This window comes from Pseudomonas sp. PGPPP4, assembly GCF_002256045.1.
Lineage (GTDB): Bacteria > Pseudomonadota > Gammaproteobacteria > Pseudomonadales > Pseudomonadaceae > Chryseomonas > Chryseomonas oryzihabitans.
This window is the reverse complement of the sequence record NZ_NKID01000007.1, coordinates 87,326-108,042: the sequence shown is the minus strand read 5'-3', so window position 1 is coordinate 108,042 and position 20,717 is coordinate 87,326. Positions and strand designations below refer to the sequence as shown.

At 67.2% G+C, this 20,717-nt stretch carries 19 protein-coding genes and 1 pseudogene; 10 read left to right on the top strand and 10 right to left on the bottom strand.

Features of this window, described 5'->3' with window-relative positions; all coding sequences use genetic code 11:
* Positions 1–3 precede the first annotated feature (3 nt).
* From parE to CFE50_RS14145, 4 genes are all read left to right on the top strand, one after another.
* Positions 4–1,902 (top strand): DNA topoisomerase IV subunit B, encoded by a 1,899-nt coding sequence (parE, locus tag CFE50_RS14160; protein WP_286734446.1) that lies wholly within the window; start codon positions 4–6, stop codon positions 1,900–1,902.
* A gap of 114 nt (positions 1,903–2,016) precedes the next feature.
* A complete protein-coding gene (gene parC, locus CFE50_RS14155) occupies positions 2,017–4,269 on the top strand; it encodes a DNA topoisomerase IV subunit A (RefSeq protein ID WP_286734444.1) in 2,253 nt (750 codons plus the stop codon).
* Positions 4,270–4,354: 85 nt separating this feature from the next.
* Positions 4,355–5,062, top strand: coding sequence for a PqiC family protein (locus CFE50_RS14150; protein WP_286734443.1), 708 nt, complete (start codon positions 4,355–4,357; stop codon positions 5,060–5,062).
* An 88-nt stretch (positions 5,063–5,150) separates the two neighbouring features.
* The gene (locus CFE50_RS14145; RefSeq protein ID WP_181125929.1) at positions 5,151–5,741 is read left to right on the top strand and encodes an LON peptidase substrate-binding domain-containing protein; all 591 of its coding nucleotides are present in this window, start codon (positions 5,151–5,153) and stop codon (positions 5,739–5,741) included.
* Positions 5,742–5,870: 129 nt separating this feature from the next.
* Here CFE50_RS14145 and CFE50_RS14140 read toward each other — a convergent pair whose 3' ends face one another.
* A complete protein-coding gene (locus CFE50_RS14140; RefSeq protein WP_286734442.1) occupies positions 5,871–6,410 on the bottom strand; it encodes a type 1 glutamine amidotransferase domain-containing protein in 540 nt (179 codons plus the stop codon).
* A 220-nt stretch (positions 6,411–6,630) separates the two neighbouring features.
* Between CFE50_RS14140 and CFE50_RS14135 the strand changes: the two genes are divergently transcribed.
* From CFE50_RS14135 to CFE50_RS14125, 3 genes are read left to right on the top strand one after another with little or no spacing between them, the layout of a single operon-like run.
* Positions 6,631–7,455: an HDOD domain-containing protein gene (locus CFE50_RS14135; protein ID WP_161796604.1), complete on the top strand. Its 825-nt coding sequence runs from the start codon at positions 6,631–6,633 to the stop codon at positions 7,453–7,455.
* Between the two features lie 26 nt (positions 7,456–7,481).
* Complete coding sequence (mutM, locus tag CFE50_RS14130) at positions 7,482–8,294, top strand: bifunctional DNA-formamidopyrimidine glycosylase/DNA-(apurinic or apyrimidinic site) lyase (RefSeq protein WP_286734440.1); 813 nt, start codon at positions 7,482–7,484, stop codon at positions 8,292–8,294.
* A complete protein-coding gene (locus CFE50_RS14125; RefSeq protein ID WP_286734438.1) occupies positions 8,291–8,665 on the top strand; it encodes a c-type cytochrome in 375 nt (124 codons plus the stop codon). The genes mutM and CFE50_RS14125 overlap by 4 nt, the downstream gene beginning before the upstream one ends.
* Before the next feature lie 139 nt (positions 8,666–8,804).
* On the opposite strand, the gene CFE50_RS14120 is transcribed toward CFE50_RS14125, so the two are convergent.
* The 4 genes from CFE50_RS14120 to CFE50_RS14105 are packed head-to-tail and all read right to left on the bottom strand — an operon-like array spanning position 8,805 to position 13,542.
* Positions 8,805–10,331, bottom strand: a complete 1,527-nt coding sequence (locus CFE50_RS14120; protein WP_286734435.1) for a DHA2 family efflux MFS transporter permease subunit — start codon at positions 10,329–10,331, stop codon at positions 8,805–8,807.
* 54 nt (positions 10,332–10,385) lie between these two features.
* A complete protein-coding gene (locus tag CFE50_RS14115) occupies positions 10,386–11,597 on the bottom strand; it encodes an HlyD family secretion protein (protein WP_286734433.1) in 1,212 nt (403 codons plus the stop codon).
* Positions 11,598–11,613: 16 nt separating this feature from the next.
* A complete protein-coding gene (locus CFE50_RS14110) occupies positions 11,614–13,068 on the bottom strand; it encodes an efflux transporter outer membrane subunit (RefSeq protein ID WP_286734432.1) in 1,455 nt (484 codons plus the stop codon).
* A 3-nt stretch (positions 13,069–13,071) separates the two neighbouring features.
* Positions 13,072–13,542 carry a MarR family transcriptional regulator gene (locus CFE50_RS14105; protein WP_286734430.1) on the bottom strand — a complete coding sequence of 157 codons (471 nt, stop codon included), beginning with the start codon at positions 13,540–13,542 and terminating at the stop codon, positions 13,072–13,074.
* Positions 13,543–13,724: 182 nt separating this feature from the next.
* Here CFE50_RS14105 and bipL point away from each other — a divergent pair, with 182 nt between their 5' ends.
* Positions 13,725–14,663, top strand: a complete 939-nt coding sequence (gene bipL / locus CFE50_RS14100; RefSeq protein ID WP_286734427.1) for a phospholipase BipL — start codon at positions 13,725–13,727, stop codon at positions 14,661–14,663.
* A 6-nt stretch (positions 14,664–14,669) separates the two neighbouring features.
* Here bipL and CFE50_RS14095 read toward each other — a convergent pair whose 3' ends face one another.
* The gene (locus CFE50_RS14095) at positions 14,670–15,407 is read right to left on the bottom strand and encodes a DUF2059 domain-containing protein (RefSeq protein WP_145250131.1); all 738 of its coding nucleotides are present in this window, start codon (positions 15,405–15,407) and stop codon (positions 14,670–14,672) included.
* Positions 15,408–15,586: 179 nt separating this feature from the next.
* Here CFE50_RS14095 and CFE50_RS14090 point away from each other — a divergent pair, with 179 nt between their 5' ends.
* Entirely contained in the window at positions 15,587–16,219 is a 633-nt protein-coding gene (locus CFE50_RS14090) for a 2OG-Fe(II) oxygenase (RefSeq protein ID WP_007162084.1), read from the top strand.
* Positions 16,220–16,425: 206 nt separating this feature from the next.
* Entirely contained in the window at positions 16,426–16,920 is a 495-nt protein-coding gene (locus CFE50_RS14085) for a 2-thiouracil desulfurase family protein (protein ID WP_286734421.1), read from the top strand.
* Here CFE50_RS14085 and CFE50_RS14080 read toward each other — a convergent pair.
* The 4 genes and pseudogenes from CFE50_RS14080 to CFE50_RS22845 form a co-directional block, all read right to left on the bottom strand.
* The gene (locus tag CFE50_RS14080; protein WP_007162082.1) at positions 16,917–17,117 is read right to left on the bottom strand and encodes a hypothetical protein; all 201 of its coding nucleotides are present in this window, start codon (positions 17,115–17,117) and stop codon (positions 16,917–16,919) included. The two genes, CFE50_RS14085 and CFE50_RS14080, sit on opposite strands and share 4 nt — an antisense overlap.
* Before the next feature lie 122 nt (positions 17,118–17,239).
* Positions 17,240–18,598, bottom strand: coding sequence for a nucleobase:cation symporter-2 family protein (locus CFE50_RS14075; RefSeq protein ID WP_286734416.1), 1,359 nt, complete (start codon positions 18,596–18,598; stop codon positions 17,240–17,242).
* 114 nt (positions 18,599–18,712) lie between these two features.
* Positions 18,713–19,426, bottom strand: coding sequence for a methyl-accepting chemotaxis protein (locus tag CFE50_RS22850; protein WP_502694703.1), 714 nt, complete (start codon positions 19,424–19,426; stop codon positions 18,713–18,715).
* A gap of 144 nt (positions 19,427–19,570) precedes the next feature.
* Positions 19,571–19,801, bottom strand: a pseudogene (locus CFE50_RS22845) (HAMP domain-containing protein); the annotation flags it as partial.
* Positions 19,802–20,717 lie beyond the last annotated feature (916 nt).

Here is a 20,717-nt window from a genome sequence, read left to right as displayed (position 1 = left end):
CCCATGGCCACGCAGAACGCCTATAACGCCGACGCCATCGAAGTCCTCTCCGGACTCGATCCGGTGCGCAAGCGCCCTGGCATGTACACCGACACCTCCCGGCCCAATCACCTGGCCCAGGAAGTCATCGACAACAGCGTGGACGAGGCCCTGGCCGGTCATGCGCGCCAGGTGCAGGTGATCCTGCACGCCGACAACTCCCTCGAGGTGATCGACGACGGTCGCGGCATGCCGGTGGATATCCATCCGGAAGAGGGCGTCTCCGGCGTCGAGCTGATCCTGACCAAGCTGCACGCCGGCGGCAAGTTCTCCAACAAGAACTACCAGTTCTCCGGCGGCCTGCACGGGGTGGGCATCTCGGTGGTGAACGCCCTGTCGACCCGCGTCGAGGTACGCGTCAAGCGCGAGGGCAACGAATACGCCATGGCCTTCGCCGACGGCTTCAAGGCCAGCGAACTGGCCGTGGTCGGCAGCGTCGGCAAGCGCAATACCGGCACCAGCGTGCACTTCTGGCCGGACCCCAAGTACTTCGATTCGCCCAAGTTCTCCGTCAGCCGCTTGAAGCACGTGCTCAAGGCCAAGGCGGTGCTCTGCCCGGGCCTGGCGGTGAGCTTCCTAGACGAAGCCAGCGGCGAGCGCAGCGAATGGCATTACGAAGACGGGCTGAGATCCTATCTGATCGACACCGTGGGCGACGCCCTGCGGCTGCCCGAGGCGCCCTTCCACGGCAGCCTGGCTTCGGCCCGGGAAGCGGTGGACTGGGCGCTGTTCTGGCTGCCCGAGGGCGGCGAGTCGGTGCAGGAAAGCTACGTCAACCTGATTCCCACCGCCCAGGGCGGCACCCATGTGAACGGCCTGCGCCAGGGCCTGCTGGACGCCATCCGCGAATTCTGCGAATTCCGCAACCTCCTGCCACGCGGCCTCAAGCTGGCCCCGGAAGACATCTGGGAGCGCATCGCCTTCGTCCTCTCGATGAAGATGCAGGAGCCGCAATTCTCCGGCCAGACCAAGGAGCGCCTGTCCTCCCGCGAGGCCGCGGCCTTTGTCGCCGGGGTGGTCAAGGATGCCTTCAGCCTCTGGCTCAACGCCCATCCCGAACTGGGGCAGCAGATCGCCGAACTGGCCATCAACAACGCCGGCCGCCGCCTCAAGGCGGGCAAGAAGGTCGAGCGCAAGAAAATCACCCAGGGCCCGGCGCTGCCTGGCAAGCTGGCCGATTGCGCCGGCCAGGACCCGATGCGCTCCGAGCTGTTCCTGGTTGAGGGTGACTCCGCCGGCGGCAGCGCCAAGCAGGCGCGCAGCAAGGAATTCCAGGCCATCATGCCGCTGCGCGGCAAGATCCTGAACACCTGGGAGGTGGACGGCAGCGAGGTACTGGGCAGCCAGGAGGTGCACGACATCGCCGTGGCCATCGGCATCGATCCGGGCAGCGCCGACCTGAGCGGCCTGAGATACGGCAAGATCTGCATCCTCGCCGATGCCGACTCCGACGGCCTGCACATCGCCACCCTGCTGTGCGCCCTGTTCGTGCAGCACTTCCGGCCGCTGGTGGATGCCGGCCACGTCTATGTGGCCATGCCGCCGCTGTACCGCATCGATCTCGGCAAGGAGGTCCACTACGCCCTCGACGAAGCCGAGCGCGACGGCATCCTCGATCGCCTGGCCGCGGAGAAGAAGCGCGGCAAGCCCCAGGTCACCCGCTTCAAGGGCCTTGGCGAGATGAATCCGCTGCAGCTGCGCGAGACCACCATGGATCCCAACACCCGCCGCCTGGTACAGCTGACCCTCGAAGACGTGCCCGGCACCCTCGAGATGATGGACATGCTGCTGGCCAAGAAGCGATCCGGCGATCGCAAGAGCTGGCTGGAATCCAAGGGCGACCGCGCCGAAGTGCTGATCTAGCGCCAGACTTATTGGTCGTTTCAATCGCGGCTATGAGCCGCTCCTACAGTAGGAGCGGCCCATGGCCGCGATGGATAGGCCCCCCGATCAAAGACGTAACACCAAAGGATTCCCATGAGTGCACCCCTCGATCTGAGCCTGGATGGCGTCGAACGCCGTTCGCTGGCCGACTTCACCGAGCAGGCGTACCTGAACTACTCCATGTACGTCATCATGGACCGCGCCCTGCCGCACATCGGCGACGGCTTGAAGCCGGTCCAGCGCCGCATCGTCTATGCCATGAGCGAACTGGGCCTGGACGCCGACGCCAAGCACAAGAAGTCCGCCCGTACCGTGGGCGACGTCCTCGGTAAATACCACCCCCACGGCGACTCGGCCTGCTACGAAGCCATGGTGCTCATGGCCCAGCCGTTCTCCTATCGCTATCCGCTGGTGGATGGCCAGGGCAACTGGGGCGCGCCGGACGATCCCAAGTCCTTTGCCGCCATGCGCTATACCGAGGCGCGGCTGTCGCGCTATTCCGAGGTGCTGCTCAGCGAACTGGGGCAGGGCACCGTGGACTGGGTACCCAACTTCGACGGCACGATGAACGAGCCGGCGGTGCTGCCGGCACGCCTGCCCAATCTGCTGCTCAACGGCACCACCGGCATCGCCGTGGGCATGGCCACCGACATCCCGCCGCACAACCTGCGCGAGGTGGCCGCCGCTTGCGTGCGCCTGCTGGACGACCCCATCGCCGGGATCCCCGAGCTGCTCGAACACGTACCCGGTCCGGACTTCCCCACCGAGGCCGAGATCGTCACGCCGCAGGCCGACCTGCGCAAGATCTACGAGACCGGTCGCGGCTCGGTACGCATGCGCGCCGTCTACCGCCGCGAGGACGGCGACGTGGTCATCACCGCGCTGCCGCACCAGGTCTCCGGTTCCAAGGTGCTGGAGCAGATCGCCGCCCAGATGCAGGCCAAGAAGCTGCCCATGGTGGCCGACCTGCGCGACGAGTCGGACCACGAGAATCCGACCCGCATCGTCATCGTGCCGCGCTCCAATCGCATCGATGCCGACGAGCTGATGCAGCACCTGTTCGCCACCACCGATCTGGAGTCCAGCTACCGGGTCAACCTCAACGTCATCGGCCTGGACGGCAAGCCCCAGGTCAAGGACCTCCGGCAGATCCTCCAGGAGTGGCTGATCTATCGCATCGGCACCGTGCGCCGTCGCCTGCAGTTCCGCCTGGATAAGGTCAATCGCCGCCTGCACCTGCTGGATGGCCTGCTGGTCGCCTTCCTCAACCTGGATGAAGTCATTCACATCATCCGCACCGAGGAGCATCCCAAGCAGGCACTGATGGCCCGCTTCGAGCTCTCCGAGGAACAGGCCGACTACATCCTGGAAACCCGGCTGCGCCAGCTGGCGCGGCTGGAAGAGATGAAGATCCGTGGCGAACAGGCTGAGCTGCTCAAGGAGCAGAAGCGTCTACAGACCCTGCTGGGCAGCGACAAGAAGCTGCGCAACCTGGTCCGCGACGAACTGATCAAGGACGCCGAGACCTATGGCGACGCGCGCCGCTCGCCCATCGTCGAGCGTGCCGAAGCCAAGGCCCTGTCCGAAACCGAACTCATGCCCACCGAGCCGGTGACCGTGGTGCTGTCCGAGAAGGGCTGGGTGCGCCAGGCCAAGGGCCACGATGTCGATCCGACCGGGCTGTCCTACAAGGCCGGCGACGGCTTCAAAGCGGCGGCCCTGGGTCGCTCCAACCAGTTCGCCGTGTTCATCGACTCCACCGGGCGCAGCTATTCGGTGGCTGCCCATTCGCTGCCGTCGGCGCGTGGCCAGGGCGAGCCCCTGACCGGACGCCTGACGCCACCGCCGGGCGCCAGCTTCGAATGCCTGTTGCTGCCGGACGACAGCGGTCTCTATGTCATGGCCTCGGACGCCGGCTACGGCTTCGTGGTCAAGGGCGAGGACCTGCAGGCCAAGAACAAGGCCGGCAAGGCGCTGATCAGCCTTCCCAACGGTGCCAAGGTGCTGCCGCCCAAGCCGGTGGCTTCCCTGGAGGACACCTCTCTGGCGGTGGTCACCAACGAGGGGCGGCTGCTGGTGTTCGCCATCAGCGAACTGCCGCAGCTGGCCAAGGGCAAGGGCAACAAGCTGATTTCCATCCCTGGCGAGCGGGTCGCCAAGCGCGAGGAATACGTGGTCGATCTGGCCGTGGTGCCGGCCGGCGCCTCCCTCACGCTGCAGGCCGGCAAGCGGCCCTATACCCTCAAGGGCAGCGACCTGGAGCACTACCGGGCCGAGCGCGGTCGGCGCGGCAACAAGTTGCCGCGGGGCTTCCAGCGGGTGGACTCGCTGCAGGTGGAAACTTGAGCCGCCCGCGGTCAGCCGCTAGCATAGCCCGGATTTTTTCGACCAGGACTCGCCGGGCCATGGCGCCCGTCGAGAGAGAGCCTCGATGAAACGGATGTGTCTCGCCAGGCTGGCGCTCGTTGGCCTGCTGGCCGGCCTGGGTGGCTGTGCCAGCCTCGGCCCCAGCCACTACTATCAGCTCGATGGCGGCAATGCGCGCACGCCCGCGAGCAGCGAGCGTGGCCTTGCCGTGTGGATCGAAAACCTGCAGCTGGCCGACTACCTGCAGCGCGACGTGCTGCTGGAACGCCAGCCCGACGGCAGTCTCAGGACCACCCGCGATCACTGGGCCGGGCCGCTCGACGCCAACGTGCGCCAGTTGCTGCAGCGCCAGCTCGCCGGTCGCCTCAACAGCGGCCGGGTGGTGGTGGGTGAACAACCCGCCGGCTTCGATCCGCAGTACCGGGTGGAACTGGTGGTGACCCGCCTCGATGCCGGCGACCAGGCGCCTGCCGCCCTCGACGCCAGCTGGCAGCTGCGCGATGGCCAGGGGCGGCTGCTGGACACCGAGGTGGTCCACCTGCAGGCCCGTCACGCGGGTGATCGGGCGGCCCAAGTGCGCGCCCAGAGCGAATTGCTGCAACAGCTGTCGGCGCGGCTGGCCACCGATCTCACCAAGGTCGCCCAGCGCGGCCGGCGTGACAGCGAGGTGGCGCGCAAGGAGCCGAAGAAACTCGTGGAAGAGGCCCAGGCCCGGCCGACGCTGCCGGCCGTGGTGCCCATCCGCACCGGCGCCGAGGTCTATCGCTTCTGATCCGCAAGGCTCCCGCGCGTCGCCGCGCGGGAGCCTTCGGCGGCGCGCGATGCCTTATCCAGCAGGACCCTCAAGCCCCGGAGGTTTCATGACGCTGCCCCTGTTTCCGCTCAACACCACCCTGTTTCCCGGCTGCCGCCTCGACCTGCAGCTGTTCGAAGCCCGCTATCTGGACATGCTCGGTCGCTGCCTCAAGCAGGGCAGCAGCTTTGGCGTGGTGACCATCCTCGAAGGCCGCGAGACCGGTGCCGCGCCGAATCGCCTGGGCGCCTACGGCTGCGAGGCGCTGATCCGCGACTGGCAGCAGCAGAGCAACGGCCTGCTGGGCATCCGCATCGAAGGCGGACGGCGCTTTCGCCTGCTGAGCCAGGAAGAGCAGCCCGACCACCTGGTGGTGGGAGAGGTGGAATGGCTCCCGGAGACCGAGCCCCAGCCGCTGCGTGATGGCGACGCCGATCTCATGGCGCTGCTGGTGGCCCTGGCCCAGCACCCCATGGTCGCCAGCCTGGACATGGGGGGTGAAGTCGCCGACCGCCAGGCCCTGGGTTGCCAGCTGGCCTATCTGCTGCCCTTCGAGGCGCACCTCAAGCTGGAATGGCTGGGCCTGAACGACCAGGGCCAGCGCCTGGCCGACATCGAGCGCCACCTGGTGGATCTGCAGGGTGATTTCCAGGCCTGAGGCCAAACGCCAGGCAAAAGAAAGCCCGCCGGGCAGGGCGGGCTAAAAGTGCTTTGGGGGCACTGGATAGGACTCTGGCACTTTGCCATAAGTTCAGTCTTATGAGATCAAAGTGCCAGTCTTGATGGCTCAGCCTGCCAGCAGCTTGATGAACTCGCGATTGAAGGCCGGGATGTCGTCCGGTTTGCGGCTGCTCACCAGTTGGCCATCGACGATGACCTCCTGGTCCTGCCAGGTGGCGCCGGCATTCTTGAGGTCGTCGGTCAGCGACGGCCAACTGGTCAGGGTCTTGCCCTGCACCAGGCCGGCGGAGATCAGCAGCCAGGCACCGTGACAGATGACGGCGACCGGCTTGCCGGCGTCGGCGATCTGCCTGGTCAGCTGCTGGGCCTGTTCGTCGATGCGGATGGTGTCGGCGTTGACCACGCCGCCGGGCAGCAGCACGGCGTCATAGTCACCGGCATTGGCCGCGGCGAAGGTCAGGTCCACCGGAAAGCTGTCGGCCGGCTCGGTGCCGTCCCAGCCGCGCACCTCGCCGCTCTCGGCGGAGATGATGTGGGTCTGGGCGCCGGCCTGCTCCAGCGCCTGCTTGGGGCCGGTAAGCTCGGCCTGTTCGAAGCCGTCGGTGACCAGGATGGCGATTTTCTTGCCGTTCAGGGATGTAGCCATGGTTGCGCATACCTCGGTTGGAATCTGATCGGGCTAGCCTTTTGCCAGCGCTCCTGAATCCGGCCCGTTTTACCCTCGCGAAGTTCCTTCGTCGCGCCCGATGGCATCGCCGAGCGGCGCGGAGTAAATTTGCGACATCCATCGCAGAGTAGTCCCCATGTCCCAAGCGTCCCCTCAGCTGACCGAGGAGCAGATCCGTCAGGCCCTGCAAGGCATCAGCATCCCGCCGCAGCCGCAGATCATGGTGGATCTGCAACTCGAACAGCTCATGCCCAGCCCCGATCTCAAGGTCATTTCGCGCCTGATCGGCCAGGACCCAGGGCTCTCGGGCGCCCTGCTCAAGCTGGTGAACTCGCCGTATTTCGGCCTCAGCAATCGCATCACCTCGATCCAGCGGGCGGTCAACCTGCTGGGCAGCCAGTCGGTCATCAACCTGATCAACGCCCAGTCGATCAAGGGCGAGCTCACCGACGAGACCATCGTCATCCTCAATCGCTTCTGGGACACCGCCCAGGACGTGGCCGAGACCTGCCTGAGCCTGGCCAAGAAGACCGGCTATCCGACCCCGGACGAAGCCTACGCCCTGGGTCTGTTTCACAACTGCGGCATCCCGCTGATGCTCAAGCGCTTCCCCAACTACATGGCGGTGCTGGAAGAGGCCTATGCCAGCGTCAACGAGCAGGTGCGGGTGGTGGACGTGGAGAATCGCATCTTCAGCACCAACCACGCCGTGGTGGGCTATTTCATCTCCCGCTCCTGGCGCCTGCCGGAGCACGTCGGCCAGGCCATCGCCAACCACCACAACGCCCAGTCGGTTTTTGACGAGGAGTCGACCACCGACATCCAGATCAAGAATCTCTTGGCCCTGCTGAAGATGGCCGAACACATCTGCGGCTGCTATCGCGCCCTTGGCGGCCAGGACGAGGATCACGAGTGGCAGGCCATCGCCCCGCGGGTGCTGGATCACGTCGGCCTGTCCGAGTACGACTTCGAGTCGCTCAAGGAGACCATCCTTGAAATGGGCAGCGGTCGGATCAATTACTAAGGCACCCGCAAGCCTCCTGGATCCTCATGCCCGAATTACCTGAAGTCGAAACCACCCGCCGGGGCATCGCGCCCCATGTCGTCGGTCAGCGCGTGCTCCGGGTCATCGTCCGCGATGGCCGGCTGCGCTGGCCGGTGCCCGAGGACCTGGACGTGCGCCTTTCCGGGCAGCGCATCGAGGCCGTCGAGCGGCGGGCCAAGTACCTGCTGATCCGCGCCGAGAGCGGCACCCTGATCGGCCACCTGGGCATGTCCGGCAGCCTGCGCCTGGTGCCGGCCGACCAGCCGCCGGCCAAGCACGAGCACGTCGACATCGAGCTGGAATCCGGGCTGTCGCTGCGCTACACCGATCCCCGGCGGTTCGGTGCGCTACTCTGGACCCAGGATCCCCATGCCCATGTGCTGCTCAGCAAGCTGGGCCCCGAGCCCCTGACCGAGGCCTTCGACGGCGGTCGGCTGTACGAGCTGTCGCGCGGACGCAGCATGGCGGTCAAGCCCTTCATCATGGACAACGCCGTGGTGGTGGGGGTGGGCAACATCTACGCCGCCGAGGCGCTATTCGCCGCCGGTATCGATCCCCGGCGCGCCGCCGGCAGCGTTTCCCGGGCGCGCTACGACCGCCTCGCCGAAGAGATCAAGAAGGTGCTGGCGCGCTCCATCGAGAGTGGCGGCACCACCCTGCGCGACTTCATCGGCGGGGATGGGGCGCCGGGCTATTTCAAGCAGGAATTGTTCGTCTACGGCCGCAAGGGCGAATTCTGCAAGGTCTGCGGGACGGGATTGCAGGAGATCCGCCTCGGCCAGCGCGCCAGCGTCTATTGCCGCAAGTGCCAGCGATGAAGGCCCTGGCCGCGATGGTTCTGCTGACGCTGCTGGGCGGGGAGGCGGCCTGGGCGGATGCCGACAACGGCCGCAACCTTTTCCTGCGCCGCTGCCACAACTGCCATTCGGTGGGACCGGGCGCCCAGTCCGGCTTTGGCCCCCAGCTCAATGACCTCTTTGGTCGTCAGGCCGGGAGCCTGGCCGGCTACACCTACTCCGACGCCATGCGCACGGCCGGCTTCGCCTGGGATCGGGAGGCCCTGGCGGCCTTTCTGCGCGATCCCGAACAGAAGGTGCCGGGTACCAAGATGAGATTCTGGGGCATCGGCGATGCCGAGGATCTGGGCGACATCGCCGACTACCTGCAGACCCAGCACGGCATTCCTTAAAACCTGTTCACGATCTTGCGAGCTAGAGATAAACAAGGCGAAAACGGCTGAGGAAGCGGAGTTTACAAGTGGTAAATGAGCATTCCGAAGCCGTTTTCAACGCCGTTTAGCCGACGCGCAGCAGATCGTGAACAGGTTCCTAGTGGTCGCCGCCTCCGGCGCCCTGCTTGGCCGCAAAGGGCGGCTTGGCCAGCCAGATGATCAGGAACAGCCCCATGAAGATCCAGCCGAGCAGGGTGAAGTAGTCCACCGTGGAGAGCATGTACGCCTGGCCTTCCACCACCTTGTCGAGCTGGGCATAGGCCTGCTGCGACGGTCCGCCGAGGGCGTCCAGGTAGTGCTGGGTGGCCGGGCTGTAGGGGGTCACGTCCTCGGTCAGCTGGGCATGGTGGTGGATGGCGCGCCGCTGCCACAGCCAGGTGGTCAGGGAGGAGGCGAAGCTGCCGCCCAGGACCCGCAGGAAGGTCGCCAGACCGCCGCCGTCCGCCAGTTCCGAGGGCTTGAGGCTGGACAGTAGGATGCTGGTGGTGGGCATGAAGAACAGCGCCACGCCCAGGCCCATGAAGGTCTGCACCTCGGCGATGTGGCGATAATCTACCTCGTTGTTGAAGGTGGCCCTCATGAAGCAGGAGGCGCCGATCACCAGGAAGGAGCCGCCGGCCAGCAGCCGCAGATCGGTCTTGTGCGCGAACTTGCCCACCAGCGGTGAGAGGATCACCGGCAGGATGCCGATGGGCGCCGCGGCGAGGCCCGCCCATACCGGGGTGTAGCCGAGCTGCGTCTGCAGCCACTGGGGCAGTAGCAGGTTGATGCCGAAGAAGCCCGAATAGCCCAGTACCAGCGCCAGGGTGCCGCAACTGAAGTTGCGATAGCGGAACAGCCGCAGATTGACGATGGGGTGCTTGTCGGTCAGTTCCCAGATCACCAGGGCGGTCAGGGCCACGGCGGAAAAGGCGGCGCCCAGGCAGATCAGGTTGGATTCGAACCAGTCCAGGTCGTTGCCCTTGTCCAGCACCACCTGCAGCACGCCCACGCCCAGCACCAGGAGGATCAGCCCGACATAGTCGATGGGCTGGTGCACCAGCTTTTCCGGCTTCTTGCCCAGCTGGCTCCAGACCACCAGGGTGGCGAAGATGCCGATGGGGATGTTGATGAAGAAGATCCACGGCCAGCTGTAGTTGTCGGTGATCCAGCCGCCGGCGATGGGGCCGATGATGGGCGCCACCACCGTCACCATGGCCAATAGCGCCAGGGCCATGCCGCGCTTGGCCGCCGGAAAGATCGCCAGCAGCAGGGTCTGGGCCATCGGGTAGAGCGGTCCGGCGACGAAGCCCTGCATGGCGCGGAAGATCACCAGCTCCGGCATGGAGGTGGCGATGCCGCAGAGAAAGGAGGTGATGACGAAGAGCACCACGGCGGCCATGAACAGCTTGACCTCGCCGAAGCGGCGCGCCATCCAGCCGGTCAGCGGCAGGGCGATGGCGTTGCTCACGGCAAAGGCGGTGATGACCCAGGTGCCCTGTTCCGAACTCACCCCGAGGTTGCCGGAAATGGTGGTCAGGGCGACGTTGGCGATGGTGGTGTCGAGCACCTGCATGAAGGTGGCCAGGGACAGGCCCACCGTGGCGAGCACCAGGCTCGCCGGGCGAAAGGCGTTATCGCTCATGACGGATTACCAGAAGGGTGGACGGGGAGACTCGCCAGGGAGCCTCCTTGGCTGTCAGCGCTTGGCGACGCCGGCGGCGCGGGCGGCCGGACCGTTGTTGTGGACGATCTGCTGGATCAGCTGATCGGCCTCGGCCAGCTGATGGTCGTAGACGTCGGTGCTGTAGCGCGGCTGCTGCGGCGTGGTGGTGGGCAGGCGGGCGCCGTCCTGGTCGTGCAGGTCGACGTCGACCACCGTCGACAGGCCGATGCGCAGCGGGTGCTTGTCCAGGTTGTCGCCTTCCAGGCGGATCCGCACGGGCAGCCGCTGGACGATCTTGATCCAGTTGCCGGTGGCGTTCTGCGCCGGCAGCAGCGAGAAGGCGCTGCCGGTACCCACGCCCAGGCTTTCCACCACGCCGCGATAGCGCACGTCGTCGCCATAGAGGTCGGAATGAATTTCCACCGGTTGGCCGATGCGCATCTCGGCCAGCTGGGTTTCCTTGAAGTTGGCGTCGATCCAGATCTGGTCCAGGGGCACCACGGCCATCAGCGCCGCGCCGGGCTGCACGCGGCTGCCGACCTGTACCGAGCGCTTGGCGACATAGCCGCTGACCGGCGCCACCAGGGTGCTGCGGGCGTGGTTCAGGTAAGCCTGGCGCAGCTGGGCGGCAGCGGCCTTCACGTCCGGGTGCGAAGCGATCTCGGTGTCGTCCACCAGCGCCTGGTTGGTGTCCAGTTGCTGCTGGGCGGAGGTCAGGGAGCTCTGCGCCGCCACCAGGGTGTCCCGGGCATGGGCCAGTTCTTCCTTGGAGATGGCGCCGCCCTTGGCCAGTTGCTGGCGGCGGGCGTAGTCGGCACGGGCGCGCTCGACCTCGACGCGCCGTGCGGCCACCTGGGCCTTGTAGCTGTCGACGTTGCTGAACAGGCCGCGCACCTGGCGCACGGTCTTGGCCAGGTTGGCCTCGGCGCTCTGCTGGGCCACGGCGGTGTCGCTGGGATCGAACTCCACCAGCGGCTGGCCCTGGCGGACGAAGTCGCCGTCGTCCACGGCGATGTGGGTCACGGTGCCGGTGACCTGGGGCGTGATCTGCACCAGGTTGCCGTTGACGTAGGCGTCATCGGTGCTGGCGTGGAAGCGGCCATAGAACAGGTGGTAGCAGTAGACGCCCACGCCGGCCAGGATCACCACCAGCAGCAGGAGCAGCAGGAAGAGTTTGCGTTTGCCGGAGCGCTGCGGCTTCTGCTCCTGGGCATTGTCGTTGGGGGTTGCGGCGGAATCGGCCATGGTCGGGCTCTCGGTATCAGTGTGTGGCCGCGGCGGCGGGTGCCGGCGGCAGGTTGGACGGTTGGAAGCCGCCACCCAGGGCCTGCATCAGCAGCACGCCGCTGTCGATGCGATCGGCCCGGAGGCTGGCCAGCTGGCGCTCGGCCTGCAGCAGTTGCTGCTCGACGGTCAGAGCGTCGAGGTAGTTGCCGATGCCGGCGCCATAGCGCTGCATGGCGATGTCGAAGGAGCTCTTGGCGATGTCGCGGGCCCGTTGCTGCTCGACGATCTGCTGGTCCAGTGAGCGCTGGCGGGTGATGGCGTCGGCGATGTCGCCCAGCGCCTGCACCAGGGTCTGGTTGTACTGGGCCACGGCCAGGTCGTAGTCGGCGTCCCGGCTGGCCAGATCGGCGCGGCGGCGACCGCCGTCGAAGATCGGCAGTGACAGCGCCGGACCGACGTTGAAGAAGCGCGCCGGTCCGCCGAACAGGGCGTCGCCAAGGATGGCCTTGCTGCCGGCGGCCACCGTCAGGTTGAGGTTGGGATAGAAGTTGGTCTTGCTCGCGGTGATGTCCTTGCTCGCGGCCTCCACGCGCCAGCGGGCGGCGATCAGGTCCGGACGGCGCCCAGCCAGTTCGGCGGGCAACTGGGCCGGCAGATTCACCGCGGCGGGGGCGATCAGCTTGGGCCGCGGGATCTCGGCGCCACGATCGGGGCCCTTGCCCAGCAGCACGGCGAGACGGATCTGGGCGCTGCGCACCTGCTGCTCGGCGGCGGTATGGGCCGAGGCGGAGCTGGCTTCCAGACTCTGGGTCTGCTGCAGCTGGTAGTCGCTGTCGAGGCCGGCGTCGACCCGGCGCTGGGCCAGGTCGAGCATGCCGCGGGTGCGCTCCAGATCCTGCTGGGCCACGTCCAGGCTGGCATAGGCCAGGCCAAGCTGGTTGTAGGCGCGGCTGACGTTGGCCGCCAGGGTCAGGCGTGCGGCCTGGCGATCCACCTCGCCGGCGCGGGCACGACCCAGAGCGGCTTCCCAGGCGGCGCGCTGGCCCCCCCAGAGGTCGAAGCTGTAGCTGCCGCTCACATCGAACTGGCGCAGGGTGCTGTAGCGGTCGCCCTGGCCGAGGGGATCGTCCGGTCGCGCCAGGCGCGAACGGGTCACGCCGCCGTTGGCGTCGATCTGAGGATAGCGATCGGCGTCGGCGGCGAGCACCGCGGCATCGGCCTGGCGACTGCGCGCATCGGCTTCCTGCAGCGAGGGGCTGTCACGCAGGGCCTCGCGAATCAGGCTGTCGAGTTGCGGATCGCCCAGCCGGGTCCACCAGTCGGCGCTCGGCCACTGGGCAGGGGAGAGGCGGTCGCTGGCAAAGGTGGCTTCGCCCTTGAGCGTCGCCGGATCCACGGCGCGCCCCTGGGTGTGCAGCCCTTCGGACGACACGCAGCCGGCCAGCAGCAGGGCGGCGCAGAGGGCGGTCAATGGCAGGCGAAAGGTCATGGGTCAGAGGTCTCCAGAGGACTCCGGCAGCAGGCCGGAGGGGCTGAGCAGGCGGCGCAGCAGGCGTTCGAGGTCATCCAGTTCCTGGCGATCCAGGCAGTGGGTCAGGTCGTTGAGCGCATCCACGCCGATCTGCATGAGTTCACTGCTCAGGGCCTGACCCTGGTCGGTCAGCTCCAGACGCACCTGGCGGCGATCGCTGAGGCTGCGTACGCGGCGCAGCAGGCCCTTGGCTTCCAGGCGATCGAGCATGCGGGTCATGGCGCCGCTGTCGAGGGACAGGCAGCGACTGAGTTCGGCCGGGGTGTCGGTCTGGTCGCGGGCGAGCAGCAACAGCACCTTGAACTGGGCAGCGGTGATGTCGTAGGGCGCGAGGTGACTGTCCAGCACACGATCCTTGTACTGGTTCGCGAGGTGGATCAGGTGGCCTACGGAATTGCGCAGCGGAAAGTTGCTACGGTCGAAATGTGACATTGCAGTATCTGCCCAGGCAATCAAGCGTATCCAGAATACTGCCTAGGCAGTGAAATATTCAGACACCTTTGCGCAGGGGAGAGTTGCGCATTTTGAAACAATTGGAAAAGTCTGCTGGCAGACCCTTGTCCCGTGGCCGCCTGGACGCCGATCATGGCGGCAACTCCACGCTGAACCGAGCCATGACGCCTCTCTTCGATCTAGACCGACTGCGCCAGGCCTTGGTGCCCCTGCGCCACGACCTGCCGCCGGATCTCGACCACCAGGGCTATCGCGCCCATTACCGCCTGGCGGACAGCCACGCGCGGCCGGAGCTGACCGTGGCCTTGGGTGCGCTGGCCGCCGGCGGCTACCAGCTCGCCGTGCAGGGCTGGTGGCCACGCGAGCCGCGGGGCAGCCTGCTGCTGTTGCATGGCTACTACGACCACATGGGCCTCTATGGCCACGTGGTGGACTGGGCCCTGTCACGGCAGCTGGCGGTGCTGGCCTGCGACCTGCCCGGGCATGGCCTGTCGAGCGGAGCCCGCGCCAGCATCAACGACTTCGCCGAATACCAGACCGCCCTGGCGGCGCTGATCGCCGAGGCGCGCCGCCTGGACCTGCCGCGGCCCTGGCACCTGCTCGGCCAGAGCACCGGCGGCGCCATCCTGCTGGACTATCTGCTGCGCGGTGAGCCCGCTCCCGAGCTGGGCGAGACGATCCTGCTGGCGCCCCTGGTCAGGCCCCACGCCTGGCGCCAGGGCCTGTGGACCTACCGGCTGGTGAAGCCTTTCGTGCGCGCCCTGCCGCGGCGCTTCTCGGTGAATTCCGGAGATCCGGCCTTTCTCGAATTCCTGCAGCAGGACGGCCTGCAGCCGCGCGAGCTACCCGCGCAATGGGTCGGCGCCCTGGCGCGCTGGATTCCGCAACTGGAGGGGGCACCGGCCAGTTCCCGCCGCCCGCTGGTGATCCAGGGCGAGCAGGATTTCACCGTCGACTGGCGCCACAATCTGGGGGTGCTGGAGGCCAAGTTCGCGCGGCCCGAGGTGCTGCGCCTGCCGGAAGCGCGGCACCATCTGGTCAACGAGACCGCAGCCCTGCGCCAACGCTATTTCCGCTGGCTGGACGACCGTCTCGCCTGAGCCGGATTACTGACCGCCGCCGCCCAGGCCGGCGCGCAGGGCCGCCACGGCGGCGCGGTAGTAGGCGCTGCCATTGGGCGAACTGGCGAAGTCGGCGAACTGGCCGAGTTCGCTGTCGTTCAGGGTGCGATAGACATAGAGCAGGGTGTTTTCCAGGTCGCCGGCATTCATCTGCTGGATGAATCTCTGGCGCTGCTGCTCGATCATGCCACCGGACTGCTGCTGACCCATCAGCCCCGGCAGCATCGAACTCAGGCTGTCGGCGGCAAGACCCGCCAGGGCCACGCTGACCTCGGCCCCGGCTTCACGCACCGGCAGGGCGGTGGCCAGGCGCTTGGCCTGGGCGCGGCGGGCCGCGCTGGCCTGCATCTGCGGCACGCCATTGGCGTTCTTGGCCAGCTGGTCGCTGCGGGTGGCGGCGATTTCCGCGGCGACCACCTTGCGGCCCACCGGCGACTGGAAGAACTGCAGGGCCGGGCCGTCGGCCGGCAAGCTCTGGCGCAGCGCCGCCAGGGCGCGCTGGTCGATGGCCGCGGCGGTGTAGCGTTTGTTGCTGTTGTCCACCAGGCTCTGATAGAGCGCTGGCGGCAGGCTGTTCTGGTAGCGCTGCTGGGCGGCCTGCAGGGCGTCGCGGAAGTGTCCGCGCTGCTCGGGCCAACCTGCGGCCTGATAGAGGCTGACCGTATCGTCGGCCAGGACGGGCAGGCTGATGGCGAAAAGCAGGGAAGCGAACAGAACGCGCATGGACACCTCGGGCAGCGGCACGGAGCCGGAAAGTCCGCCATTGTCGGCAACCCCAGGCTGGCTGTCGAGGCGCTCATCCCGGGCATTCGTCGCCTGGTCAAGGCAGGCGCGCAGCCGTGGCCGACTTCTCTTACACTCGGCATCCCGCCGGCCTGGTCCGGTCCGCTACGGTTTTCTCGATGGCTCTGCATCCCGAGCATCCCCTGCTGCAACGTATCGTCGACGATCTCGCCGAGCACGGCTGGTCGCGGCAGAGCATCTTCCTGCCCCTGGACCTCACCGCCGAGCTGGCCGCCGAATGCCGCTTGCGCCATGCCCGCGGTGAGCTAGAGCGCGCCGGCATCGGCCGTGGCGAAAGCCCGCTGATCCGCGAAGGCGTCCGCGGCGATCACATCGCCTGGCTGGAGCCGGACGACGAGCACCCTGGCGTGCAGCGCTACCTGCAGCTCATGGACACCCTGCGCGAGGCCTTCAACCGCACCCTGTTCCTGGGGCTGGAAGACTACGAGAGCCACTTCGCCCTCTATCCGCCGGGGGCCTTCTATGCCCGCCACCTGGATCGCTTCCGCGACGACGACCGGCGCATGGTTTCCCTGGTGCTCTATCTCAACGACGCCTGGTTGCCGGAGCAGGGCGGCGAGCTGCGGCTCTATCTGGACGAACAGCGCCACCAGGATGTCCTGCCCCTGGGCGGCAGCCTGGTGTGCTTCCTGTCCGGCCAGTTGCCCCACGAGGTGCTGCCGGCCACCCGCGAGCGGCTGTCACTGACCGGCTGGTTCCGTCGCCGTGGCGAGAATCCACTGCAGGGCTAGGGCTTGTCTGAAAAGTCGCCGAGCGAAGGCTAGGCAAGGCAAAAATCCGTGAGGAAGCGGATCGGACTCGCGCTCGAGTCTACGAGTGGTAAATGAGCATTCCGGCCGGGCTGGCGATCCAGCGGATTTTTAACGCAGCATGGCCGAGCGCAGGCACTTTTCAGACAAAGCCCAGGGCGTAGACTGGCGGCGGACGCGGAGGGCGTATGGAAAAGATACTGGTGAGTCGCTGCCTGCTGGGGCATCGGGTGCGCTATGACGGTGGCGCCCATGGCCCCTTCGATCTGCTGGGCGTCTGGCAGTCGGAAGGGCGCATCGTGTCCCTCTGTCCGGAGGTGGCCGGGGGCCTGTCCACGCCGCGGCCGCCGGCCGAGATCCCCGGTGGTCAGGGTGGGGCGGTGCTGGATGGTCGGTTGCCGGTCGTGACCGTGGGCGGCGAGGACGTGACCGCCGCCTTTGTCGCCGGCGCCGAGGCCGCCCTCGAACTGATCGCGCGGCATGGCATCCGCCTGGCGGTGCTCAAGGCGCGCAGTCCTTCCTGCGGCAATCTGGAAAACTACGATGGCAGCTTCAGCGGCACCCGGGTGGCGGGCGAGGGGGTCACGGCGGCGGCGCTGAAACGCGCCGGCGTCGCCGTCTTCAACGAGACCGAACTGGTTGCGGCGCAGCGCCTGCTCGCGGCGCTGGAAGGCAGCGCCTAGAGCGTCTCCGGCTGGCGGCCCAGCAGGCTCTGGAAATGCGCCTTCTGCACGAAACAGCCCTTGGGAAAACGCCAGCCGACCAGCTCGCCCGGCTGCTTTTCGAGATTCTGGGCAAAGACGGTGGCGCCCATGGCACGCGCCAGGACGGCATATTCGCGCAGCGGGACCTTAACGACAGGAACATCCGGGCTGATCATGGGCGCTCTGCTGGGTGGGTCGCCCACGCTCGAAACGACGACCGCGGCAAGCCCACAGGTGACTTGCCAGGCTTATCGGCACCCCGGCGCGGAACTTCAGCCCGCGGATGAAAAAGCCTGGTCTAGCCAGCGGCCTTTGGCGTCTCCGGCAGGAACCAGTTCATCAGCAGCGCGCACAGGCCGCCGGTGGCGACGCCGGATTCCAGCACCGCCTTCAGGCCGGCCGGCATATGGGCGAGAAATTCCGGCACCTGGGAGATGCCCAGGCCCAGGGCCAGGGACACGGCGATGATCAGCAGCGCGCGTCGATCCAGTTCGACGCCGGCGAGGATGTTGATCCCGGAGGCGGCGACCGCGCCGAACATCACCATGGCCGCGCCGCCGAGCACCGGCTCGGGCACCGCCTGGATCACCCCGGCCACCGCCGGGAACAGCCCCAGCAGGACCAGGATGGCGGCGATCCACAGGCCGACATGGCGACTGGCGATGCCGGTCAGCTGGATCACCCCGTTGTTCTGGGCGAACACCGAGCTGGGAAAGGTGTTGAACAGCCCGGCCAGCAGCGAGTTGGCGCCATTGACCAGCACCCCGCCCTTGATCCGCTGCATCCACAGCGGGCCTTCCACGGGCTCGCGGGAGACCTTGCTGGTGGCGGTGATGTCGCCGATGGCCTCCAGCGAGGTGACCAGGTAGATCACCAGCAGGGGCACGAACAGCGACCAGGAAAAGCCCAGGCCGAAGTGCAGCGGCAGGGGGATCTGCACCCAGGCAGCCTCGTGCATGCCGGTGAAGTTCAACCGGCCGAGCCAGGCCGCCAGGGCATAGCCCAGCAGCAGGGCGACGACGATGGCGCTGCTGCGCAGGGCGCGCAGCGGAATGCGATTGAGCACCACGATGGTGGCCAGTACGGTGCCCGACAGCAGCAGGTTCTCGCCATTGGCAAAGGTGCCGTTGCCCAGGGCCGCGAAGCCGCCGCCCATGCTGATCAGACCGACCTTGATCAGCGTCAGGCCGATCATCAGCACCACGATGCCAGTCACCAGCGGGGTGATGAGGCGCTTGACGAAGGGCAGCACCCGCGACACTCCCATCTCGACGAAGGAGCCGGCCATGACCACGCCGAAGATGGCCGCCATCACGGCTTCCACCGGGGTGCCGTTCTTGACCATCAGGGCGCCACCGGCGATCAGCGGGCCGACGAAGTTGAAGCTGGTGCCCTGGACGATCAGCAGCCCGGCGCCGAAGGGCCCGAAGCGACGACACTGGACGAAGGTGGCGATGCCCGAGATCACCAGCGACATGGAGACGATCAGGTTGGTGTCGCGCGGCGAGACGCCCAGGGCCTGACAGATCAGCAGACCGGGGGTGACGATGGGCACGATGATCGCCAGCAGGTGCTGGATGGCGGCCAGCAGAGCGATCAGCGGGCGCGGTCGGTCCTGGGGACCATAGAGCAGTTCGGAGCGGGAGGGCTGGGACATGGGTGGGGTCGTCGCGGAAAAAGCGCCGATCTTACCGGATGCCCGCCCCGGGGCGCAGGGTCTTCGACCGGGAGACAGCCGTCGGCCTGGCGGCCGGCGGCTGTGCCTTGTGGCTTAGAGGATGAAGCGGGCCACGTCGCGATTGAGGTCGGCGGCGTAATGCTGCAGCGAGCGCGACTGGCGCTCCGAATCCTCGGCGCCGCTGGCCAGGGTGTCGCCGAGGCCCTTGATGGTGATGACGTTGCGGGTGATCTCCTCGGTGACCGAGGTCTGCTCCTCGGCCGCGGTGGCGATCTGCAGGGACATCTCGGAGATGACGCCGGCACTCTGGGCGATCTCTTCCAGGGCACTGGAGGCGCGTTCCACGTCGGCGACGCTGCGTTCGGCGATGGCCATGCTGCTGTCCATGCGCTGCACTGCCTGGCGGGTCATCTGCTGCAGGGTGCCGATGGTCTCGTTGATCTCCCGGGTCGAGGCCTGGGTCCGTTGGGACAGCGTCCGCACCTCGTCGGCGACCACCGCGAAGCCCCGGCCATGCTCGCCGGCGCGAGCCGCCTCGATGGCCGCGTTGAGCGCCAGCAGGTTGGTCTGCTCGGCGATGCTCTGGATGCTGTCCAGCACCTTGGCGATGGCCTGGGAGTGGTGATCCAGCTCGCCGATCACCCGGGTGGCGTCATCCACTTCCCGCGCCAGGCTGTTGATGGATTCCTTGCTGGTCTGCACCAGGGTCAGGCCCTGGGCGGTGCTGTCGGAGGACTGGCGGATGGCCTCGGCGGTCTGCTCGGCATTGCGGGCGATCTCCTGGGTGGCGGAAGACATCTCCGTCACGGCCGTGGCCACCAGGGTGATCTCCTGCTGCAGGCGACCCAGCTCTTGGGTGGCCGCGGCGCTGCGCTGCAGCACCTTCTGCGATTCGGCGTCCACGCTCTGGGCATGCTGGCGCACGCCGCCGATCAGACCGTGCAGACTGGCCACGAACTGGTTGAAATGGCCGGCCAACCCGCCGACCTCATCGGTGCTCTGCACGGCGATGCGGCGGGTCAGATCGCCCTGGCCATCGGCGATCACCTGCAGCCCGGTCGAGACCACGCCCAGCGGCCGGAGCAGATAGCTGCACAGCAAGTTGATCAGCAGCAGCGAGCCACCCAGCACCACGGCCAGGATGGCGAGGCTGATCCACAGCTGGCGCTGCAGCGGCGCCATGAGCACGCCGCTGTCGACGATCATCACCAGGGTTTCGCCATGGTGATTCATGGGCGCGGCATAGAGCCGCTGGCCAGCCGCGGTTTCCACATAGCGCTCGCCGGGCGCCTGGGCCAGGCGCTGGAGGGTGTCCGCGTCGAGCTGGGGAAAGAGTTCGGTGATCGGCTTGGCCAGCAGGGCGGCGTCTTCGTGGCCCAGGACGATGTTCTGGCCGTTGACCAGCACGGCACTGCCGGCGCCCGGCAGTTGCACACGCTTGAGCTGGTCGAGGATGTCGCCGATGCTGACGTCCGCGCCGAGGATCGCCGTGGTCTTGCCCGCCGACTGCAATGCCCAGCCCAGCGACAGCACGTTCTGCTTGGTCGCTGCCGCCACGGTGGGAATGGAAAAGAACACCTTGCCGGGATTCTGCTGCGCCTGCTGGTACCACAGCCACCTGCGCGGATCGTTGTTGTCCGGCGGCAACTGGACGCCATTGGCATTGACCTGGCTGCCATCGCCGCGGGCATAGAAGACGTTGTCGAAGGCGCCGGAGTTCTTGACCTGATTGAGACTGGCCGGAAGCTGGGCGTCCTGGGTGTCGGCGGCCAGGGCGCCCAGCGCCGCGGCCTTGCCGTCCAGCCACTGGCGAACCCCGCCGTTGAAGACGAAGCTGACGGTCTTCAGCTGCTCGACCGTGGAGGCTTCCAGCGCCGTACGGGTATTGAAGAAGTTGATGGCGGTGAGACCGACCCCCACGACCAATACGGCCGCGGTGGCAGACAGCGAGAGTTTCTGTTTCAACGACAGGGCAGGCACGGCGGGGTGGCTCCGATAATTAATTGTCCGACTTTATCGGTGCCTGCCGGAGATAACTTGAGCGGCCAGTCAGGTTTTTCCTGGGTGGGCCGGAACAGCGGAGATCGGGTCGGCCTGG